The following is an 18,142-nucleotide window of genomic DNA, read 5'->3' as shown; positions in this document are numbered from 1 at the left end:
GGGCCCCACCAGATGCAGCACTACCTTCGCGTCACCGCACGACGGCAGTCAATTGACGCAAGCGTCAGTTGCAAGCCGAGTACTTGGTGAAGTTACCCGTCTGGAACAGGTTCAGCGGGCCGTCCCAGTGCCACGGAGCGACACACACGTTGTTCAGGACGTTGACCGAACCGTCGCCACCGAGCTCGTACTCGCCGTAGTGGCCGTCGTTGCAGGCCTGGTAGTCGGTCACGTTGGCGGTGCTGCCGATGTTGCCCGGACCCTCCCAGTACCAGGGGGCGACACAGACGTTGTTCAGCGCGTTGAAGCTGCCGTCGCCACCGATCTCGACGACCTCACCGGCGGTCGCGACGTCCTCAGGGACCATCGCACCGTCGACGCCCGCGGGGACCTCCGAGGTGCCGTAGCCCTCGAGGACGTCCAGCGCACCGTCGGCGCCCACGACACCCAGCGGGCTCGTGGTGCCGAGCACGTCGGCCGCGGCGGCAGCGCCGTCGGCCACCTCCGTCGCGCTGCCGGCGCTGGGTGCGCTGATCAGCTCGGGCGAGTCGCCCGTAACCATCGCGCTCGCACCCGATGCCGCGGCGACGACCAGGCCGGCCGACATGACAACGGCTGCCCCTGCACGGCAGGTTGCACGGAATCCTCGGATCATTGTGTTTCCCCCTCGAATAGCTCAGTCGGAATTGCGATGAACCACACGTGTGTGGTTCATCCCGACGAGCATCGGTGGAGAAATTCACCCTGTCAATTGGAACGTGACGGGGCACACAGAGGCCACATTCCGACATTCCAGGACCGAACCCCGCGGCATTGCGCCAGGAATACCCGTAACCCGGACATCACAGAATTGATATCGGAATTTCGAGGTGGCGCGCCGCAGGGTCCTGACGTCGACCGGTCAGGCTCCGCGCCGCTCCTCGCGCGCCTTGGCCTCGACCGACAGCGTCGCCCGCGGGAAGGCCTGGAGCCGTGCCTTGCCGATGGGCAGGTCCGTGACCTCGCACGTGGCGTACGTGCCCTTCCGGATCCGGTCGAGCGCGTGGTTGGTCTGGTCCAGCAGGTCACGCATGTTGTTGACGAGCGTGAGCTCCTGCTCGCGCTCCAGGGCGCTCGAGCCGTAGTCGGCCTGGTCGTCACCGGCGCCGTCACCGGAGTTCCGCAACAGGTCGGACAGCTCGCGGTCGGCCGTCTCCAGCTCGCGTTCCAGCCGCTCCTTGTCTTCGAGGAGCAGCGCGGCCAGCTCTTCGGCCTCGCGCGCGGTCCAGGGTTCTTCGCCTTCACGGACGGGGAACTTCTTCACGTCACGTGTCAGGTTCGGGAACTCTTGCTTGATCGCGGCTCGTGTCGCAGTCGAGATCTTGGTCATGGGTTCCCCTTCGCGGTCGCCCCCGGTGGTCAAGTCCACGAAGCGTAAGCACAAGCGGCCGGACGCACAACGGGGCACGCCGATGTGGCGTGCCCCAATCATGGGTGCGACTGGCTCATCGTGCGCGGCGGCCGGGCGTGAGGTGGGGACGCCCGGCCGCCGTGCTCGACGGGTACTGCTGTCAGATGCCCTGAGCCATCTCGGCCGGACGGCCGGACCGCTGGTTGTTCTGCGGCGGCAGAGCCGAGCCGCGCGCGTCGAGGTCCCCGAGCAGGTTCTGCAGGAAGCTCTTGAGCCGCGTGCGGTAGTCGCGCTCGAAGACGCGCAGCTCGTCGATCTTGCGCTCGAGGAGCGAACGCTCCTGCTCGAGCTGGGAGAGCGTGCGGTGGGAGGTCTCCTCGGCGTCGCGCACGATGCGCGCACCTTCGGTCTTGGCCTCGGTGATGAGTCGGTCGCCCTCCTCCTGGCCGGAGCGCACGTAGTCGTCGTGCAGCTTCTGTGCCAGCTGGAGCATCCCGGTAGCGGACTCCGGCTCCGGGCCGTTGCCCTTGAGGCCGGCGGCCGGACCCGACGGCATGACCGGTGCGGCGACGGGCGCAGCCTGGGCCCGAGCGGGGCTGGCGGCGTCGTTGCGCGAGAGCTCGGCGATCCGCCGCTCGGCGGCTGCGACCTTCTGCCGGAGGCCCTCGTTCTCCTCCTGGACGTTGGTCAGGGTCCGCACGACCTCGTCGAGGAAGTCGTCGACCTCCTCGACGTCGTAGCCTTCGCGGAACTTCGTCGCGGAGAACTTCTTGTTGAGGATGTCCTCTGCAGTAAGCAGTGCCATCGTGTCACCTCGAAAGTTAGAACGTAGGAACGCAGATCACGGACGTCGGCGCTGCCCAGCCGCGCGCCCTCCGCCGAAGCCCACGGTAGCGGACGACATCGGCGCGGGATACCGGGAGCACCCCCGGGCACGATTTCCTCACAGAGTGTGCCGTGTCACCCCAGGCCGCATCCATGCATCGGTCAATGTTTCCGCGGGCCTCGCCACCTGCCGCCGATCGGGCACGCATCGAACCAGCACAGATTCAACACGTGGCCGGTCGGCACTAGAACTGACCGACGAGTGACGAGAGCAGCGAGACGCCGAAGAACAGGACGATGAACGCCAGGTCCAGCTGCACCTGCCCCAGCCGCAACGGCGGGATCAGGCGGCGCAGTAACCGGAGAGGCGGGTCGGTGACCGTGTAGATCGCCTCGGCGATCACGAGCAGCACACCACGAGGCCGCCAGTCCCGGGCAAAGAACTGCACCCAGTCGAAGATGAGCCGTCCGATGAGGAACAGCAGGAAGAGCCACAGCAGGAAGCCGATGAAGTCCCAGATCACAAGGGACAACCTAACCTGTCCCGGCTGGGAGTAGCGCGAACTGCCCGGCTGCGCGCCGCGCGAGTCCGTCGACCGGCCCCGGACGCGCCCCCCGCGGGCGGACATGAGTGAGGGGCGGCCGCCGCAGCGACCGCCCCTCAGTCATCGTCCCGACGTGTCGGGCTCAGCTCTGGTTGTAGAAGCCGCCGCGTCCGTTCGGCTTCTCGGCGGGAACCTGCTCCTCGGCCGCGATCTCCACGTGCTCGGGCGAGAGCAGGAAGACCTTGTTGGTCACCCGCTCGATCGAGCCGTGCAGACCGAAGATCAGGCCGGCGGAGAAGTCGACCAGACGCTTGGCGTCGGCGTCGTCCATGTCGGAGAGATTCATGATGACGGGGGTACCGGCGCGGAAGGCCTCGCCGATGCTCCGCGCGTCGTTGTACGACCGCGGGTGCACCGTCGTGATGCGGCGCAGGTCCGAGGAAGACAGTGCCTCACGCGGCACACCGTCGCGGTGCAGCGGCGTGACCTGCGCGTGCCGGTGATCCTCCACGTTTTCCTCCAGGCCCTCGTCGTACTCGTCGAGGTACTCCTGCTCGCCCTGATCGTCGGCGAGGCCCAGATACAGCATGGTCTTGCGAAGTGCTCCGGCCATCGCTCTTTCTCCGTTCGTCGCCTGCTGCGCGTCCTTCTGTCTCGGTGTCCGGCGGATCCGTACAGCAGATCCGACCTTGACCCCTGGTCGAGGTCGCCTTGACAAAAGTAGCCCGGCGCAATCCGACCCGGAAGCGCGACACGCCGTGCCACGAACAACTTTGCCAAAGTTGTTCAGCGATTGCTCGCTAAAAACGACATCAGTGTGATTTCGCAGGTCAGCGCGTTACTGTCGGCGTGTCGCGGGCCCCCGGAACCGGGCAGAGGGCGGTCAAATGAGCGCGATGATGCCAGCTTGCCGTCCGGTTGTGGTACCCGCCGCGGTGGCCCGGCGGTGCGAGAACAGCTCGGGGTCCTCGAGCGTGCAGCGCTCGACGCGCGCGGCCGTGACACCGCGGGCGGCGAGCTGCGCGACCACCCCGGACGGCAGGTCGAGCCCCGGCGTGCCCGTGCTCGTGGTCGCGAAGGTCGCCGGTACGGCCGCCGCCACCTCGTCACGCATCGCGGCAGGCACCTCGTAGCACTTCCCGCAGACCGCCGGCCCCACGACGGCGCGCACGCGCGCCGGGTCGGCGCCCCGGGCGACGAGCGTGTCCAGCGCGCGGTGCACCACACCGGACAGCACACCGTTACGGCCGGCATGGGCCACCCCGACCACCCGCGCCTCCGGGTCGGCGAGCAGGACCGGCACGCAGTCGGCCACCAGGACGCCGAGGCCGAGGCCACGCTCGGCGGTGACGAGCGCATCGGCCTCCCCTGCCGATGCCGGTGGCCGGTCGGCTGCCCACCGGGTGCGCTCGGCCGGACCGAGCTCGAGCACCCGGTCGCCATGGACCTGGGTGGCGAAGGCAACGGGCGCGCCGAGCCGCTCGGCGGCCAGGGAACGGTTGACCGCCACCCGCTCGGCGGAGTCGGCCACGTTCAGGCCGAGGTTCAGGCCGCCCTCGCCCGGTGTCGACCAGGGGGCCGGCGAGACGCCGCCCGTGCCGGTCGTGAAAAAGGCGTGCACCCCGTCGCCTAGATCGACGGGGTGCACGCCTGCAAGAGTCCGGGTGTCGCTCACGTGTGCGAGGGTACCCGGCAGACAGGTTCGGGTCCGGTCACTTCAGGAAGTCGGGGACGTCCAGGTCCTCGGAGGTCCGGCGCGGGTTCTCGTCGTAGAGCGGCGGGACCTCGACGCGCTCGCCCTGCTCGCGCGAGACCTCCTGCCGGTTGAACGAGCCCTGCACCACGACGGCCGGCTCGTCCAGCGTGCGCGGCACGTCGTCCGAACCCTCGTCGTCGATCACCCGGGGCAGCGTCGACACAGGAGACGGCTGCGGTGCCGGCGGAACCGACGGCGGCATCCCGTTCCCGCCGTGGTGCTCGGGCACGCGGCGCGCCGCGTCCGACACGTCGGGCAGCGGAACCGGCGCCGTGGCGGGGCTCCGAGTCGCGGCGGGGGTCGGCGCGGCGACCGCACCGGCCACCTGACCGAGCGCGCGGTTGTCCTTGCGCTCCTTGGGCAGACCACCGTCGAAGCCCGCTGCGATGACCGTGACGCGCACCTCGTCGCCCAGGGCGTCGTCGATGACCGTGCCGAAGATGATGTTCGCCTCGGGGTGCGCGGCCTCCTGCACCAGCCGTGCTGCCTCGTGCACCTCGAAGAGACCGAGGTCGCTACCACCCTGGATCGACAGCAGCACACCGTGCGCGCCGTCGATCGAGGCCTCGAGCAGCGGCGACGAGATCGCCAGCTCCGCGGCCTGCACCGCGCGGTCCTCGCCCCGTGCCGAGCCGATGCCCATGAGCGCGGAGCCCGCACCCTGCATGACCGACTTCACGTCCGCGAAGTCCAGGTTGATCAGGCCGGGCGTGGTGATGAGGTCCGTGATGCCCTGGACACCGGAGTGCAGGACCTGGTCGGCCGAGTGGAACGCCGCGATGGCCGACACGTTCCGGTCCGACATCGACAGGAGCCGGTCGTTCGGGATCACGATCAGCGTGTCGACCTCGTCACGCAGGTTCTCGATGCCGCTCTCTGCCTGCACCGCGCGGCGGCGGCCCTCGAACGTGAACGGACGGGTCACGACCCCGACGGTCAGCGCGCCGAGCGAACGCGCGATGCGCGCGACCACGGGAGCGCCGCCCGTGCCGGTGCCGCCGCCCTCGCCCGCGGTGACGAAGACCATGTCGGCGCCACGGAGGACGTCCTCGATCTCCTCGGCGTGGTCCTCGGCGGCCTTCTTGCCGACCTCAGGGTCCGCGCCGGCGCCCAGGCCGCGCGTGAGCTCCCGGCCGACGTCGAGCTTGACGTCGGCGTCGGACATCAGGAGTGCCTGTGCGTCAGTGTTGATCGCGATGAACTCGACGCCCTTGAGGCCGACCTCGATCATGCGGTTGACGGCGTTCACACCACCGCCGCCGATACCGACCACCTTGATTACTGCCAGGTAGTTCTGCGGAGTTGCCACGTCGTCGCCTTTCGATTCGGGTCCCGAGTCCCGACTCTCATCCCTTAAACTCTCAGGTTGAGGTAGAGGGTTAGAGTTATGTCAGGTTGCTGCTGTGTTCGACGGTAGGTGTGCCGCCGTGGTGTGTCGAAGACATCGTTGCGCGTGTCGCGCAACGATGCACGCGAGAAATCACATGGATGTCATTTGGACGGTCAGTTCGTGACCGGCAGGTCCGGCGACGACACGTCGATGGTCTTCGCCGACGGCTCAACACGCAGCAGCGTCTGCGCCACCTTGGTCTTGAGCTCGACCTGCGCCCCGCTCCCCCACCGGATCACGCGCCCGTCCGACAGCGTGGTGCGCACGTCGTCCTGTGTCGCGGCGCTCACCGTCTGGATGTCGGCGGTCAGCTGCGACGGCAGGGCCCCGAGCACCTCGAGCGCCGCGTCCATGGCGCGGCGGCCGGCCGGACCGTCGGCGAGCGAGACCACGATCGAGGGCAGGTCGTCCGGAGCCTCCTCGGCCGTGCCCACCTGCACGCCCTCCGCGTCCATCAGGGCGTACATGTCGCCCGCCTGGGGTACCGCCGCCACCGGCTCGCGGGAGGTGAGTGCCACCGCCAGGCCGTCCGGCCAGGACCGCGTGATCTCCACGTTCTTGACGGCTTTCATGGCGAGGATCTCCTCGCGCAGGCGCACCGTGTCGATCCGTGGCAGCGGCACGCCCGCCTCGTCCGTCACGGCAGCGCGCACCTGCTCGACGTCGACGGTCGTGCCCTGCCCGGACACCCGCACCTGCTCCGGGTCGAGCGCGAGCAGCGGCGAGAAGAACGCCACCCAGACCAGCCCCGCGGCGACCGCTACCGCCGCGACGGTCCAGCCGATGCGGCGCCACACGCGATAGCGGGCCATCGCCGTGCGCTCGGCGAGACGATCGGCCAGCTGGTCCGAGACCACGTCGTCGCGGGTGCCCGACGGCGCCGGGCGGCCGGTGCCGGGACGGCTCGCCGGCCGCTTCGCCTGGGCGGACGGCGCCAGCTGCACCGGCTCGCCGGCCGGAGGCCGCTGGGCGGACGCTCTCGTGCCGGAGGCCGTGCCGCGGCCCGGCCGGGCCGGCGCAGGGACCCGCTGGGCGGGCTCCTGCGCCGGGGCGCCTCGGGTCGTCGAGCCCTTGGCCTCCTGGTCCTTCTTTCCTTGCTGTGCCGGACCCTGGCCTGCGGGGCGCGGCCGTGCCGTGCCCGCGGCGCGAGGACGCGCGGGCGGGCGCATCAGTCCTCGCCCAGCCCCGAGGTCGGGGCGGCCGCCGAGTCGAGGTCGGCCACGCGGCCGGCCAGGCGCGCCAGGACGGCGGGACCGAGCTGGGTCACGTCACCGGCACCGACCGTGAGCACCACGTCACCCGGTCGAGCGAGATCCGCGATCGCGTGCGCGGCGTCGAGCCGGTCCGGCACCGCGTAGACGGCGCCGTGGTCGGTCATCAGGTCGACGATCGTGCTGGGCGTGATCGACGGGTCGCGCTCCTCGCGCGCCCCGTAGACGTCCGTGACCACCACCTCGTCGGCAGCGGCCAGCTCCTGCGCGAACTTGTCGGCGAAGATCCGTGTGCGCGAATAGAGGTGCGGCTGGAACAGGACGAGCACGCGACCGCCGTCGGCGATCTCGCGTGCCGCCGTCAGGACCGCCCGGACCTCCGTGGGGTGGTGGGCGTAGTCGTCGACGACGCGCACGCCGTCGGCGAGACCCTTCTCCTCGAAGCGACGCCCCGTGCCGACGAACGCCTCCACGCCGGCGACCGCCTGCCTGGGCTCCACGCCCAGCTTCACCGCGGCGATCACGGCGGCGGTCGCGTTGAGCACGTTGTGCTTGCCGGGGACCGAGAGCCGCATCGGGATGCCCGGCACCGTGCCGGAGACGCCGGCGCCGTCGGCCACCTGCTCGTTGGTGCCGAGGATGTCGCCGCGCAGGACGGCCGTGGTGCCCTCCGCGGTGGTCGAGATGTCCGTGACCCGCACGCGTGCGGTGTCGTGGGTGCCGTAGGTGATGACGTGACCGCCGGTGGCGCAGATCGTGGCGCCCACCGAGAGCGAACCCTCGTCGTCGGCGCACGCGATGAGCCAGCCGTCGTTCACCAGCCGGCGCGCGAAGCGGATGAAGGCCCCGTTGAACGCCTCCGGCGTCCCGTAGTGGTCCAGGTGGTCCGCCTCGACGTTCGTCACCACCGCGATGGTGGGCGTGTAGTTGAGGAACGAGCCGTCCGACTCGTCGGCCTCGGCGACGAGCACGTCGGACGAGCCCAGGTGACCACCCGGCGTCGAACCCGTTGCCGTGCGCACGGTGCTGCCGATGGCGTACGACGGGTCGAGGCCCGCCTCGCGCAGGATCGTCGCGATCATGGCCGACGTCGTCGTCTTGCCGTGCGCACCGGCGACGGCGACGCCACGCGACCCCTCCATCAGGGCGGCCAGCGCCTGGGAGCGGTGCAGCACGTTCAGGCGGCGGGCGCGTGCGGCGGCGAGCTCCGGGTTGTCCTCGTGGACCGCGCTGGAGATGACCACGGAGTCCACGCCCGTGAGGTGGGCCGGATCATGGCCGACCCACACCTTGACGCCCGCGGCCCGCAGGGCCTCCAGCGTCTCCGACTCGGCGGCGTCCGAACCCTGGACGGACACACCGCGCCCGGCGAGCAGCCGCGCTACGACGGACATGCCCGCCCCGCCTATGCCGATCATGTGCACGCGTCCGAGCTGTGCGACCTGACCCGTCATCTGATCCGTGACCGTGGTGCTCATGACCTGACCTCCGTGGTGTCGGTACCTGCTGACCGTACGGCTTGCTCGACGAGATCGACGACGCGTGCCGCGCCGTCGCTGGTGCCGGCCGATCGTGCGGCCTTCGCCATGACACCGAGCCGCTCGCGGTCTGCGAGCAGCGTAGGAACGTGGGTGGACACCCAGTCGGATGTGAGGTCCGCGTCGTCCACCAGAAGACCGCCGCCCGCCTCCACCAGCGGGGCCGCGTTGAGCCGCTGCTCGCCGTTCCCGATCGGCAGCGGCACGTAGACGGCAGGGATGCCGAGCGCAGCGTGCTCGGCCACCGAGCCCGCGCCGGAGCGGCAGACCACCAGGTCCGCGACCGCGTAGGCGAGCTCCATCTGCTCCAGGTACTCGCGGACCTGGTAGCGCCGGTCGTCGAGGGCGGGGACCGCCGCCAGCGTCTCGCGCACCTCGTCGCTCTTGCCCTTGCCGGTCAGGTGCAGCACCTGCGCGCCCGCGGCGAGGATCTGGGCCGCGGCGCCCGACACCGCGCGGTTCAGGTTCAGTGCGCCGAGGGAGCCGCCCGTGACCACGAGGGTCGGCAGCGCCGGGTCCAGGCCCAGCTCGGTGGCGGCCCGGGTCCGCGCACCCGCCGCGTCGGCCTCCCGCTCGTGCACCAGGGCAGCGATGGCCTGTCGCAGCGGCAGGCCCGTCAGGACGCCGCCGCGCAACGGCGTGCCGGCGAACGTGAGGCCCACGCGGGCCGCCCACCGCGCGCCGAGCCGGTTGGCCAGGCCCGGCCGGGCGTTCTGCTCGTGAATCACGATCGGCACGCCCTTGCGCTTGGCCGCGAGGTACGCCGGGGTGGCCACGTACCCACCGAAACCGATCACGGCCTGCGCGCCGATCTCGTCGATCGCGTCCTCCGCCACCTTCACGGCGGCGGCCAGCCTGCCCGGCAGCCGCAGCAGGTCGGGGCTCGGCCGACGCGGCATCGGCACGCGCGGGACGGGGCGCAGCTCGTAGCCGCGGGCGGGCACGAGCTCGGCCTCCAGGCCGGTCGTGGTACCGAGCGCGAGCACGCGCGCGCCGGGCTCCCGGCGCCGCACCTCGTCGGCCACCGCGAGCAAGGGGTTCACGTGTCCCGCGCTACCGCCACCGGCGAGCACCACCGACACAACTGCTGAGCTCATCATCACCTTCTCGTCGTCGCCCGGACGTACGTTCCGGGCGGATCGGTGCGCGCGGCCCCGCCGGACGGGATCTGAGGTGCCGGATCTCGTCATGGATGGAGCCACCGTGCACATTTCTACCGTCTACGAACCGCGCCGCCCAGCACAGCCAGTGACTTGCGGACGACGCTACCGCGTGCAGACAGTGCCTTGGCAGCCCCTGGTTCGGTCCGGGCGAAAGAGATCACCATCCCGAGGGCGGCCATCGTGGTGATCAGTGCGGAACCACCGGCGGACACCAGCGGGAGCGGTACGCCGATCACCGGCAGGACGCCGATCACCACGCCGATGTTCACGAAGGCCTGGCCCACGATCCAGCAGCCGACGGCGGCCGTGGCCACCTTGACGAACGGATCCGTGTGCCGCCGGATCACCCGGCTCATCGCCAGCCCGAGCACGCCGAACAGCGTCAGGACCAGCACCGTGCCGAACAGGCCGAGCTCCTCGCCGATCACCGCGAAGATGAAGTCGTTGTGCGCCTCGGGCAGATAGCTCCACTTCTCGCGGCTCCCGCCCAGGCCCACCCCGAACAGCCCACCGGTGCCCAGCCCGAAGAGGCCGTGCAGGGACTGGTAGCACTCCGATGCCTTGTCGCACTCGGCGCCGTAGGTCGCGATGATGCGCTGCAGCCGGTCCCCGCTGCCCTGCTGCAGGATGAACACGTAGCCCACGACGAACGCCGCGAGTGCGCTGGCGAGCGCCATGAAGGAGAGTGGCACGCCCGCCACGAAGAAGGCCCCCGCCACCAGGAGGCCCATCACGAGCGCCGTGCCCAGGTCGCCGCCGGCGAGCACCAGGCCGAGCACGACGACCGCGCCAGGCACCGCCGGCATGATCGCGTGCGACCACCTGCCCAGCAGCGGCTGCTTGCGGCCCAGCACCGTGCCGAGCCAGATCGCGAGGGCGAGCTTGGCGAGCTCGGACGGCTGGAAGGCGAACGAGCCGAGCGGGAGCCAGTTCTGCTGCCCGTTCCTGACCTCGCCCAGGAAGATCACGGCGACGAGCAGGCCCAGCGCCACGACGAGCCCGGGCAGCGCGAGGCGCTTGTACCAGCGGACGGGCAGGTGCGCGGCGACGAGGAGCACGGGCAGGCCGATCAGCGCGTACTGCGCCTGGACCAGGAACGCCGCGTACGGCGACGCGCCGTCGGCGATCGACGTCACCGTCGAGCTGGACAGCACCATGATCAGGCCGATCACGGTCAGCAGGCCGGTGGTGCCCACCAGGAGGTAGTAGCTGGAGACGTTCGAGTTCCATTGACCCAGCCAGGAACGCTCGGTGGCGCTACGGCTCGTTCCCGTCGTGGCCATCCGCCGTCCTCCCCGCGGGTCAGTGCGTGATGGTGAGCTCATGCACCACGCGTGCGAACTCCTCGCCGCGCTGGGCGTACGAGGTGAACTGGTCCTGCGACGCACCCGCCGGCGCCAGCAGCACGGTGTCCCCCGGCTGTGCCAGGTCCCGCGCTGCGGCTACCGCCCGGCGCATCACCGTCCCAGTGTCACCGGGATCGATCACCACCACCGGGATCTGCGGCGCGTGTCGGGCCAGCGTGTCGGCCAGCGGCCGCGGGTCCGCCCCGATGACCACCGCCGCGCGCATACGGTCGGCGCGGGAGGACACCAGCTCGTCGAACGTCGCCCCCTTGGCCAGACCGCCGGCGATCCAGACCACCGTGCCGTGGGCGAAACCCGCCAGCGAGGCCGCCGCGGAGTGCGCGTTCGTCGCCTTGGAGTCGTTCACGTACGTGACGTCGTCCGCCGTGGCCACGCGCTGGATGCGGTGCTCGCTCGGGCCGAAGGACCGCAGCCCGTCGCGGACGGCGGCGGCGGGGACGCCGTGTGCACGGGCCAGCGCGGCGGCGGCCAGCGCGTCCGCCACGATGTGGGTCGGCACGACGCCGCCCTGGTCGCCGAGCTGCTTCAGGTCGGCGAGCGTGCCGAGCTCCGCGGCGCTCCTGCGGCGGTCGGGATCGGCGTCGGCGGCGTGGAAGGCGCGGTCCACGAGCACGTCGTCGACCAGCCCGAGGTCGCCGGGGCGGGGCGCGCCGGCCACGAAGCCGACGGCGCGTGCGCCCTCGACGACGTCGGCCTCGCGCACCAGCTCCTCGGTCTTCGGGTCGGCGACGTTGTAGACGCAGGCCACCTGGACGCGCTCGAAGATCCGGCCCTTGTCGCGCGTGTACGCGTCGACGGAGCCGTGCCAGTCGAGGTGGTCGGGCGAGACGTTCAGGACCGCGCCGGCCTCGAGAGACATCGTGTGGGTGAAGTGGAGCTGGAAGCTGGAGAGCTCCACCGCCACGACGTCGAGCGCGGGGTCGAGCGCCGCCTCCACGAGGGAGCGACCGACGTTCCCCACGGCGGCGGTACGCAGGCCCGCGGCCCGCAGGATGGCGGCCAGCATCTCGACGGTGGTCGTCTTGCCGTTGGACCCGGTGATGCCGAGCCACTGCGCGGGCTTGTCGGAGCCCAGCCGGTCGACCCGCAGCCGCCACGCGAGCTCGACCTCGCTCCACACGGGTACGTCCGCGGCCAGCGCAGCCGCGATGACCGGGTGGTGCGGCGCGAAGCCCGGCGAGGCGACCAGCAGGTCGGCCCGCGCCAGCACGCCGGCCGCAGCGGAGGCGTCTAGCCCGGCGTGGTCCGCGTCGTCGGCCTTGTCGTCGACGGTGACCAGCGACGCGACGCGCGGCGTCAGGATCCGCTGGAGCGACCGCCCGGTGACGCCGAGCCCTGCCAGGACCACCCGCGCCTCGGCCAGGGGGACGCGCGGCTCCACGGTGCCGTAGGTTTCGGCGCCGGGCGAACCGGTCACTGGGCGACCCATTCCGCGTAGAAGATGCCCATGCCCAGGCCCGCGAGCAGGCCCGCGATGAGCCAGAACCGGATGACGATCGTGACCTCGCCCCACCCCGACAGCTCGAAGTGGTGCTGCAGCGGCGCCATCTTGAACACCCGCTTGCCGGTCATCTTGAAGAACCCGACCTGGATGACCACGGACGAGACGATGAGCACGAACATGCCGCCGATGATCACGGCCAGCAGCTCCGTGCGGCTCAGGATCGACAGGCCGGCCAGGGCGCCGCCCAGCGCGAGCGAACCGGTGTCGCCCATGAAGATCTTGGCGGGGTTGGCGTTCCACCACAGGAAGCCCACGCACGCGCCCGTGACGGCCGCCGCGACGACCGCGAGGTCCTGCGGGTCGCGCACCTCGTAGCAGCGTGGTCCCGCCGTGGCGAGGAACTGGCACGACTGGTTGAGCTGCCAGATGCCGACCAGCACGTACGCGCCGAACGTGATGATCGAGACGCCGGTGGCCAGGCCGTCGAGGCCGTCGGTGATGTTGACCGCGTTGGACCACGCCGACACGAGCAGGTTGGCCCAGATCACGAAGAGGATCAGGCCGACGGTCGCGCCGGCGAACGCCAGGTCGAACTCGGTGTCGCGCAGGAACGAGATCTTGGTCGACGCCGGGGTGCGCGAGTTCTCGTTGGGGAACTGCAGGGCGAGCACGGCGAACGAGATACCGACGACGCCCTGGCCGATCAGCTTGGCGCGCGCGGTCAGGCCGAGCGAGCGCTGCTTGCGGATCTTGGTGAAGTCGTCGAGGAACCCGACCAGGCCGAGGCCTGCCATGAGGTAGAGCGCGAGCAGCGCCGACACGCTCGGCAGGCGGCCCGAGACCAGCATCGAGGCCGCGACCCCGATCAGGGTCGCGGCGATCATGATGACGCCGCCCATCGTCGGCGTGCCGCGCTTGGTGAAGTGCCCGGTGGGGCCGTCCTCGCGGACGAACTGGCCGTAGTTCTTGTGGACCAGGAACCGGATGAAGACCGGTGTGCCCAGCAGGGCGACGAGCAGCGCCACCGCGGCGCTGACCAGGATCGCGATCACTTGTTGTTGTCCTTAGTGGTCAGAGCCATCGACAGGTGGTCCCCCAGCTCGGCCAGCCCGGCACCGAGGGACGACTTCACGAGCACGACGTCGCCGGGCTCGAGCGACTCGTCCAGCATCGAGCGGGCGGCCGCCAGGTCGGGGACGAAGATCGACTCCGACCCCCAGGACCCTTCCTGCATGGCGCCCTCGTGGATGTGATAGGCGCCGTCGCCGACCACGATCAGCTGCTTGATGTTCAGCCGTACCACGAGACGGCCTATCTCGTCGTGCGCGGCGCGCGCACCGTCGCCGAGCTCGAGCATCTCGCCGAGCACCGCCACGGAGCGGCGGGTACGGCCCGACATGACGGCGAGCGTGCGCAGTGCGGCCTTCATCGAGTCGGGGTTCGCGTTGTACGCGTCGTCGATCACGGTGACGCCGTCGGGCCGCTCGGTGACGGCCATCCGGTGCGGGCTCAGCGCGGTGGCGCCGGAGAGCCGCTGCGCGACGTCGGACACGGTCACGCCGAGGTGCAGCGCCACTGTCGCCGCCGCGAGCGCGTTGCTCACGTGGTGCGCGCCCACGAGCCCCAGCGCGACGTCGGCGCGCTGCTCGTCGACCTCGCCGGCGCGGGCGACACGGAGCGTGAAGCTCGCGCGGCCCGCGGTGTCGACGGAGACTTCCTCGGCACGGACGTCGGCCGACGGGATGGTGCCGAAGGTCTGCACCGTGGTGCCGGGTGCGGCCCGGTTCGCCATGGTGACGACGCGCAGGTCGTCGGCGTTGAGCACCACGGAGCCTCCCTCGACCACGCCCTCGACCATCTCGCCCTTGGTCTGCGCGATGGCCTCGACGCTCCCGAAGTGGCCGACGTGCGCGACGCCGACGGCCAGCACGACGCCGACGTCGGGCGGCGCGATGCGCGTGAGGTACGCGATGTTGCCGATGCGGTCGGCACCCATCTCTAGCACCAGGAAGCGCGTCTGCTCGGTGACCCGCAGGACCGTCAGCGGCAGGCCGATCTCGTTGTTGAACGACCCCTTGGGGACGACGATGGCGTCTTCGCCCCCGGCACCAGCCTCCGGGGTGAGGAGCTGGCCGAGCAGGTCCTTGGTCGTGGTCTTGCCGACCGAGCCGGTCACGGCGACGACCTTGGGCACGACTCCGCCGTCGGTCCGGTCGCGTACGGTCGCGAGGACGTGCCGGGCGAGGTCGCCGAGGGCGGCCTGCGGGTCGTCCACCACGACGGTCGGCAGGCCGTCCAGCTCTCGGGCGGCGAGCACCAGCGTGGCGCCCGCCTGCACCGCGGTCGCAGCGAAGTCGTGTCCGTCCACCCGCTCGCCCGGCAGCGCCACGAACAGCGCACCGGGTCCGGCGGAGCGCGAGTCGGTGATCACCGCCCCGGTGACCGTCACGTCCGGGTCGGCGTGCAGCCGCCCGCCGGTGGCTGCGGCGACCTGCGCCGCAGTCAGCTCGATCATGCCTGTGGTGTCCTCTCCTGCATGGGGTACTGCTCGGGTTACACGTACCGCTGGCGTTGCACGTCCTGCTGCCGGCCCTACACGTTCTGCTGCGGCTCCCCTGCTCGGGCGGCCAGCGCTGCGCGCGCCTCGACCCGGTCGTCGAGCAGATGATCCACGCCTGCGATCTCCTGGACGGTCTCGTGCCCGCGGCCCGCGACCAGCACGGTGTCCGCCGGATCAGCCGCGGCGATCGCGGCACGGATGGCGTCCGCGCGCGGGGCGACCTCGTGGACCTCAACGGTACGCGAGCCGCTGCCGTCCACACCCTCGACGGTCCGCTCGGGCGCGCCGCCCGGGCCCGTGCCCGCGAGCACCTCGGAGCGCACCTTCGCGGGGTCCTCGTCGTGGGGATCGTCGTCGGTCACGTAGACCACGTCCGCCCCGCGGACGGCGGCGGCGCCCATGAACGGCCGCTTGCCGGGGTCGCGGTCGCCCGTGGCGCCGAACACCACGGCGAGCCGGCCCGACGTCGTCGGGCGCAGGGCGGCGAGGCTGAGTTCGAGCGCCTCCGTGTTGTGCGCGAAGTCCACGACCACGCGCGGCGCGGTGGCTAGCACCTCCATGCGACCGGGGACGGTGGCGCTCAGGCCCTGGCGGGCGGCCAGCGCCTCCGTCACGTCCCGGATGTCGGAGCCGCCCTCCAACACCATGGTCACCGCGAGCGCCGCGTTGGCCACGTTGTAGCCGCCGGGCAGCGAGGTGGAGGTGCGCAGGGTACGCCCGTCGCGGTGGGTCAGGGTGAAGGCGGACCCGGTGCCCGACGGCGCGACGTCGGTCACGGTCCAGTCGGCGTCCTTGCCGGGAAGCGTGGTGAGGGTCGCTACGGGGACCTGCGCGGCTTCGGCCATGCGCTCGCCCCAGGTGTCGTCGATGGTGACGACGGCGCGGCGGGCGCGGGCGGGCGTGAACAGGTCGGCCTTGGTGGCGAAGTACGACTCGAAGTCGCCGTGGAAGTCGAGGTGGTCCTGGGTCAGGTTGGTGAACCCGGCCACGCCGAACACGACGCCGTCGACGCGGTGCTGTGCGAGCGCGTGGGAGGAGACCTCCATGGCGAGGGTGCGCACGTGGTCCTCGCGCATCGCGGCGAGCAGGGCCTGCAGGTCAGCGGCCTCCGGCGTGGTCAGGACGCTCGGGATCACGCGGTCGCCGGAGCGCGTCTCGACGGTGCCGATCAGGCCGCCCTTCCAGCCGAGCGCCCGGAGCAGGTGGTCGAGCTGGTAGGTCGTGGTGGTCTTGCCGTTCGTGCCCGTGACGCCGAAGGTCATCAGGTGCTCGGCGGGGTTGCCCAGCACCCAGGCGGCGACCTGGCCGAGGATGGCGCGGGGGTCCTCGTCGGCGACGAGCACGGGGACGCCCGTTCCCTCGATCAGCTCGGCGCCGCGCGCGTCCGTGAGGACGGCGGTGGCACCGCGCGCGACGGCGTCGGCGGCGAACTGCGCGCCGTGCGTGCGGGTCCCGGGGACGGCCACGAAGAGGTCTCCTGGCCTGGCGACCCGGTTGTCCGAGGCCACACAGGTGACCGCGGCATCGGCGGGATGACCTGGGGCGATGGTGAGGCCGAACGCGGCGGCGAGGTCGGAGACCTTGCGCGCGGTAGTGGCCGCCGGACGGATCCGGTCGAACGGGGATGTCACGGAGTAGAACCTACCGCGTCCGAGGGGACGGTCCTGTCCCGTCTGTGCGACTCACGTGGCGGTTGTGGGTCGGTCCAGGTAAGCAGACAGCGGCGGACTTCTGAACTACTCTTGAAGTATGACCGCGCTGCATGACGATTCCGTCCCGTTCTCGGACCTCCTCCGCCATCCGACAGAAATGGCAGATCGGCTCCTGACATCGCGCGCGCTCCGGCTCCGCCGACGCGACGCGGGTGATCTCGTACTCATGTCGGCAGACCGTGCTGATGCGGAACACGAAGTCATCGAGCTCGTGGCCCGGCTTCTCGTCACCATCGCCCAGTCCCAACGAGCCAGCCTCCCCGACCTCCTTCCCGGGGCGCTGCCGTGGATGCGGTTCCTCCCGCACGCCGATGCGGAGACGATGACCGCCGAGTTCATCGATGCCGCCGAGGCCGCGGCCGCTCTGGGCAACACTGCTGCGATCAACCGCCTCGTCGTCGAGTGGCGCCACACTGCCGAGGTCCATGCCGACCCCGACCTTCGAAGGGCCCTTGTCGATCCGGAACTGGGTGACTTCGGCCTCGTCGACCGCCCTGCCGAAGGATGAGCGCGAAGCGAGGCGACCGGGCAGCTCCTCCTCCACACTCGGGCGGGTACACGATCAGGTTCGCCACGAATGACGCCGCCAAGGGCTGGGAAGAACTCTGCCGCCAGGCACCGTCCAACGTACGCACCGCCTTTGACGCGATCGAGTCCACACCACGCCCCAATCCGTCCACGGGCCGGCAGCACCAGCTCCGGGGGAGCCTGTCGACCGACGTCCACGCGGGGCAAGACCTCCCGCAATGGCAGTACGAGGTAACCGGCGGTGGCCGCATCTGGTACCTGATCGACGACGTGAAGCACATCTGTTGGATCAAGTTCGCGAGCACGAGCCATCCGAAGCTGACGGACTGACCATCCGATCGGACCCAGCCGCGCCACGAGACCCGGTTCGTGCAATCTGCGCCCGCGAGATGTACCTGCGAGGGAAAGGATGAATCAGATGCGACGGAACCTGGAAGCACTGATCGCCAACGCCGACGCACTGGCCGATCAGCTCGAGTCCTACGAACCCGAGCCGGAGGACTTCGATGCGCCCCTGCCGCCGCTGATGGCGGTCAAGCTCGCGGCGTTCAAGCGTGACGCCGCCGAACGTGACCTGGCCAAGGCGGTGGAAACCGCCCGCGAGCAGAAGGTGTCCTGGCGCAGCCTCGGCGAGGCCATCGGCACCAGTGGAGAAGCTGTCCGCCAGCGTTACTCCCACACCTGACCGCTCTGGCAGAGGGCGGCCGACCGGC

General features: G+C 70.9%; 18 protein-coding genes. 3 read left to right on the top strand and 15 right to left on the bottom strand.

Annotated elements, in window-relative coordinates:
- Window positions 1-64: 64 nt before the first annotated feature.
- The 15 genes from AB0F40_RS02150 to AB0F40_RS02080 all read right to left on the bottom strand — a co-directional run bounded on the left by AB0F40_RS02150 (window position 65) and on the right by AB0F40_RS02080 (window position 16,820).
- The gene (locus tag AB0F40_RS02150) at window positions 65-607 is read right to left on the bottom strand and encodes a hypothetical protein (protein ID WP_357463431.1); all 543 of its coding nucleotides are present in this window, start codon (window positions 605-607) and stop codon (window positions 65-67) included.
- Between the two features lie 294 nt (window positions 608-901).
- Complete coding sequence (locus AB0F40_RS02145) at window positions 902-1,369, bottom strand: TraR/DksA C4-type zinc finger protein (RefSeq protein ID WP_253871823.1); 468 nt, start codon at window positions 1,367-1,369, stop codon at window positions 902-904.
- A gap of 181 nt (window positions 1,370-1,550) precedes the next feature.
- On the bottom strand, window positions 1,551-2,195 hold the full coding sequence (locus AB0F40_RS02140) for a DivIVA domain-containing protein (RefSeq protein WP_357463427.1): 645 nt from the start codon (window positions 2,193-2,195) through the stop codon (window positions 1,551-1,553).
- Between the two features lie 265 nt (window positions 2,196-2,460).
- On the bottom strand, window positions 2,461-2,748 hold the full coding sequence (locus AB0F40_RS02135) for a YggT family protein (protein ID WP_357463424.1): 288 nt from the start codon (window positions 2,746-2,748) through the stop codon (window positions 2,461-2,463).
- A gap of 154 nt (window positions 2,749-2,902) precedes the next feature.
- Entirely contained in the window at window positions 2,903-3,373 is a 471-nt protein-coding gene (locus tag AB0F40_RS02130) for a cell division protein SepF (protein ID WP_357463421.1), read from the bottom strand.
- A 270-nt stretch (window positions 3,374-3,643) separates the two neighbouring features.
- Window positions 3,644-4,435, bottom strand: coding sequence for a peptidoglycan editing factor PgeF (pgeF, locus tag AB0F40_RS02125; protein WP_357463419.1), 792 nt, complete (start codon window positions 4,433-4,435; stop codon window positions 3,644-3,646).
- Window positions 4,436-4,472: 37 nt separating this feature from the next.
- Window positions 4,473-5,825: a cell division protein FtsZ gene (ftsZ, locus tag AB0F40_RS02120; protein ID WP_357463416.1), complete on the bottom strand. Its 1,353-nt coding sequence runs from the start codon at window positions 5,823-5,825 to the stop codon at window positions 4,473-4,475.
- Between the two features lie 194 nt (window positions 5,826-6,019).
- Complete coding sequence (locus tag AB0F40_RS02115) at window positions 6,020-7,075, bottom strand: FtsQ-type POTRA domain-containing protein (protein WP_357463412.1); 1,056 nt, start codon at window positions 7,073-7,075, stop codon at window positions 6,020-6,022.
- Entirely contained in the window at window positions 7,075-8,595 is a 1,521-nt protein-coding gene (gene murC, locus AB0F40_RS02110; RefSeq protein ID WP_357463408.1) for a UDP-N-acetylmuramate--L-alanine ligase, read from the bottom strand. The genes AB0F40_RS02115 and murC overlap by 1 nt, the downstream gene beginning before the upstream one ends.
- Window positions 8,592-9,755 (bottom strand): undecaprenyldiphospho-muramoylpentapeptide beta-N-acetylglucosaminyltransferase, encoded by a 1,164-nt coding sequence (murG, locus tag AB0F40_RS02105; RefSeq protein ID WP_357463405.1) that lies wholly within the window; start codon window positions 9,753-9,755, stop codon window positions 8,592-8,594. Before murG ends, murC begins: the two co-directional genes overlap by 4 nt.
- A gap of 113 nt (window positions 9,756-9,868) precedes the next feature.
- Window positions 9,869-11,101, bottom strand: a complete 1,233-nt coding sequence (ftsW, locus tag AB0F40_RS02100; protein ID WP_357463401.1) for a putative lipid II flippase FtsW — start codon at window positions 11,099-11,101, stop codon at window positions 9,869-9,871.
- A gap of 19 nt (window positions 11,102-11,120) precedes the next feature.
- A complete protein-coding gene (gene murD / locus AB0F40_RS02095; RefSeq protein WP_357463398.1) occupies window positions 11,121-12,602 on the bottom strand; it encodes a UDP-N-acetylmuramoyl-L-alanine--D-glutamate ligase in 1,482 nt (493 codons plus the stop codon).
- Window positions 12,599-13,681 carry a phospho-N-acetylmuramoyl-pentapeptide-transferase gene (mraY, locus tag AB0F40_RS02090; protein WP_357463395.1) on the bottom strand — a complete coding sequence of 361 codons (1,083 nt, stop codon included), beginning with the start codon at window positions 13,679-13,681 and terminating at the stop codon, window positions 12,599-12,601. Before mraY ends, murD begins: the two co-directional genes overlap by 4 nt.
- A complete protein-coding gene (gene murF / locus AB0F40_RS02085) occupies window positions 13,678-15,144 on the bottom strand; it encodes a UDP-N-acetylmuramoyl-tripeptide--D-alanyl-D-alanine ligase (RefSeq protein ID WP_357463392.1) in 1,467 nt (488 codons plus the stop codon). The genes mraY and murF overlap by 4 nt, the downstream gene beginning before the upstream one ends.
- A 77-nt stretch (window positions 15,145-15,221) precedes the next feature.
- Window positions 15,222-16,820, bottom strand: a complete 1,599-nt coding sequence (locus AB0F40_RS02080; RefSeq protein ID WP_357463389.1) for a UDP-N-acetylmuramoyl-L-alanyl-D-glutamate--2,6-diaminopimelate ligase — start codon at window positions 16,818-16,820, stop codon at window positions 15,222-15,224.
- A 118-nt stretch (window positions 16,821-16,938) separates the two neighbouring features.
- Between AB0F40_RS02080 and AB0F40_RS02075 the strand changes: the two genes are divergently transcribed.
- The 3 genes from AB0F40_RS02075 to AB0F40_RS02065 all read left to right on the top strand — a co-directional run bounded on the left by AB0F40_RS02075 (window position 16,939) and on the right by AB0F40_RS02065 (window position 18,114).
- Entirely contained in the window at window positions 16,939-17,409 is a 471-nt protein-coding gene (locus AB0F40_RS02075) for a hypothetical protein (RefSeq protein WP_357463386.1), read from the top strand.
- Complete coding sequence (locus AB0F40_RS02070) at window positions 17,406-17,759, top strand: hypothetical protein (protein ID WP_357463383.1); 354 nt, start codon at window positions 17,406-17,408, stop codon at window positions 17,757-17,759. Before AB0F40_RS02075 ends, AB0F40_RS02070 begins: the two co-directional genes overlap by 4 nt.
- An 88-nt stretch (window positions 17,760-17,847) precedes the next feature.
- Window positions 17,848-18,114, top strand: coding sequence for a hypothetical protein (locus AB0F40_RS02065; RefSeq protein ID WP_357463380.1), 267 nt, complete (start codon window positions 17,848-17,850; stop codon window positions 18,112-18,114).
- The last annotated feature ends 28 nt before the right edge of the window (window positions 18,115-18,142 follow it).

Origin of the sequence: Promicromonospora sp. NPDC023987 (genome assembly GCF_040639055.1) — a bacterium.
Taxonomy (GTDB): Bacteria; Actinomycetota; Actinomycetes; order Actinomycetales; family Cellulomonadaceae; genus Promicromonospora.
This window is presented reverse-complemented; position numbering and strand designations above follow the sequence as displayed.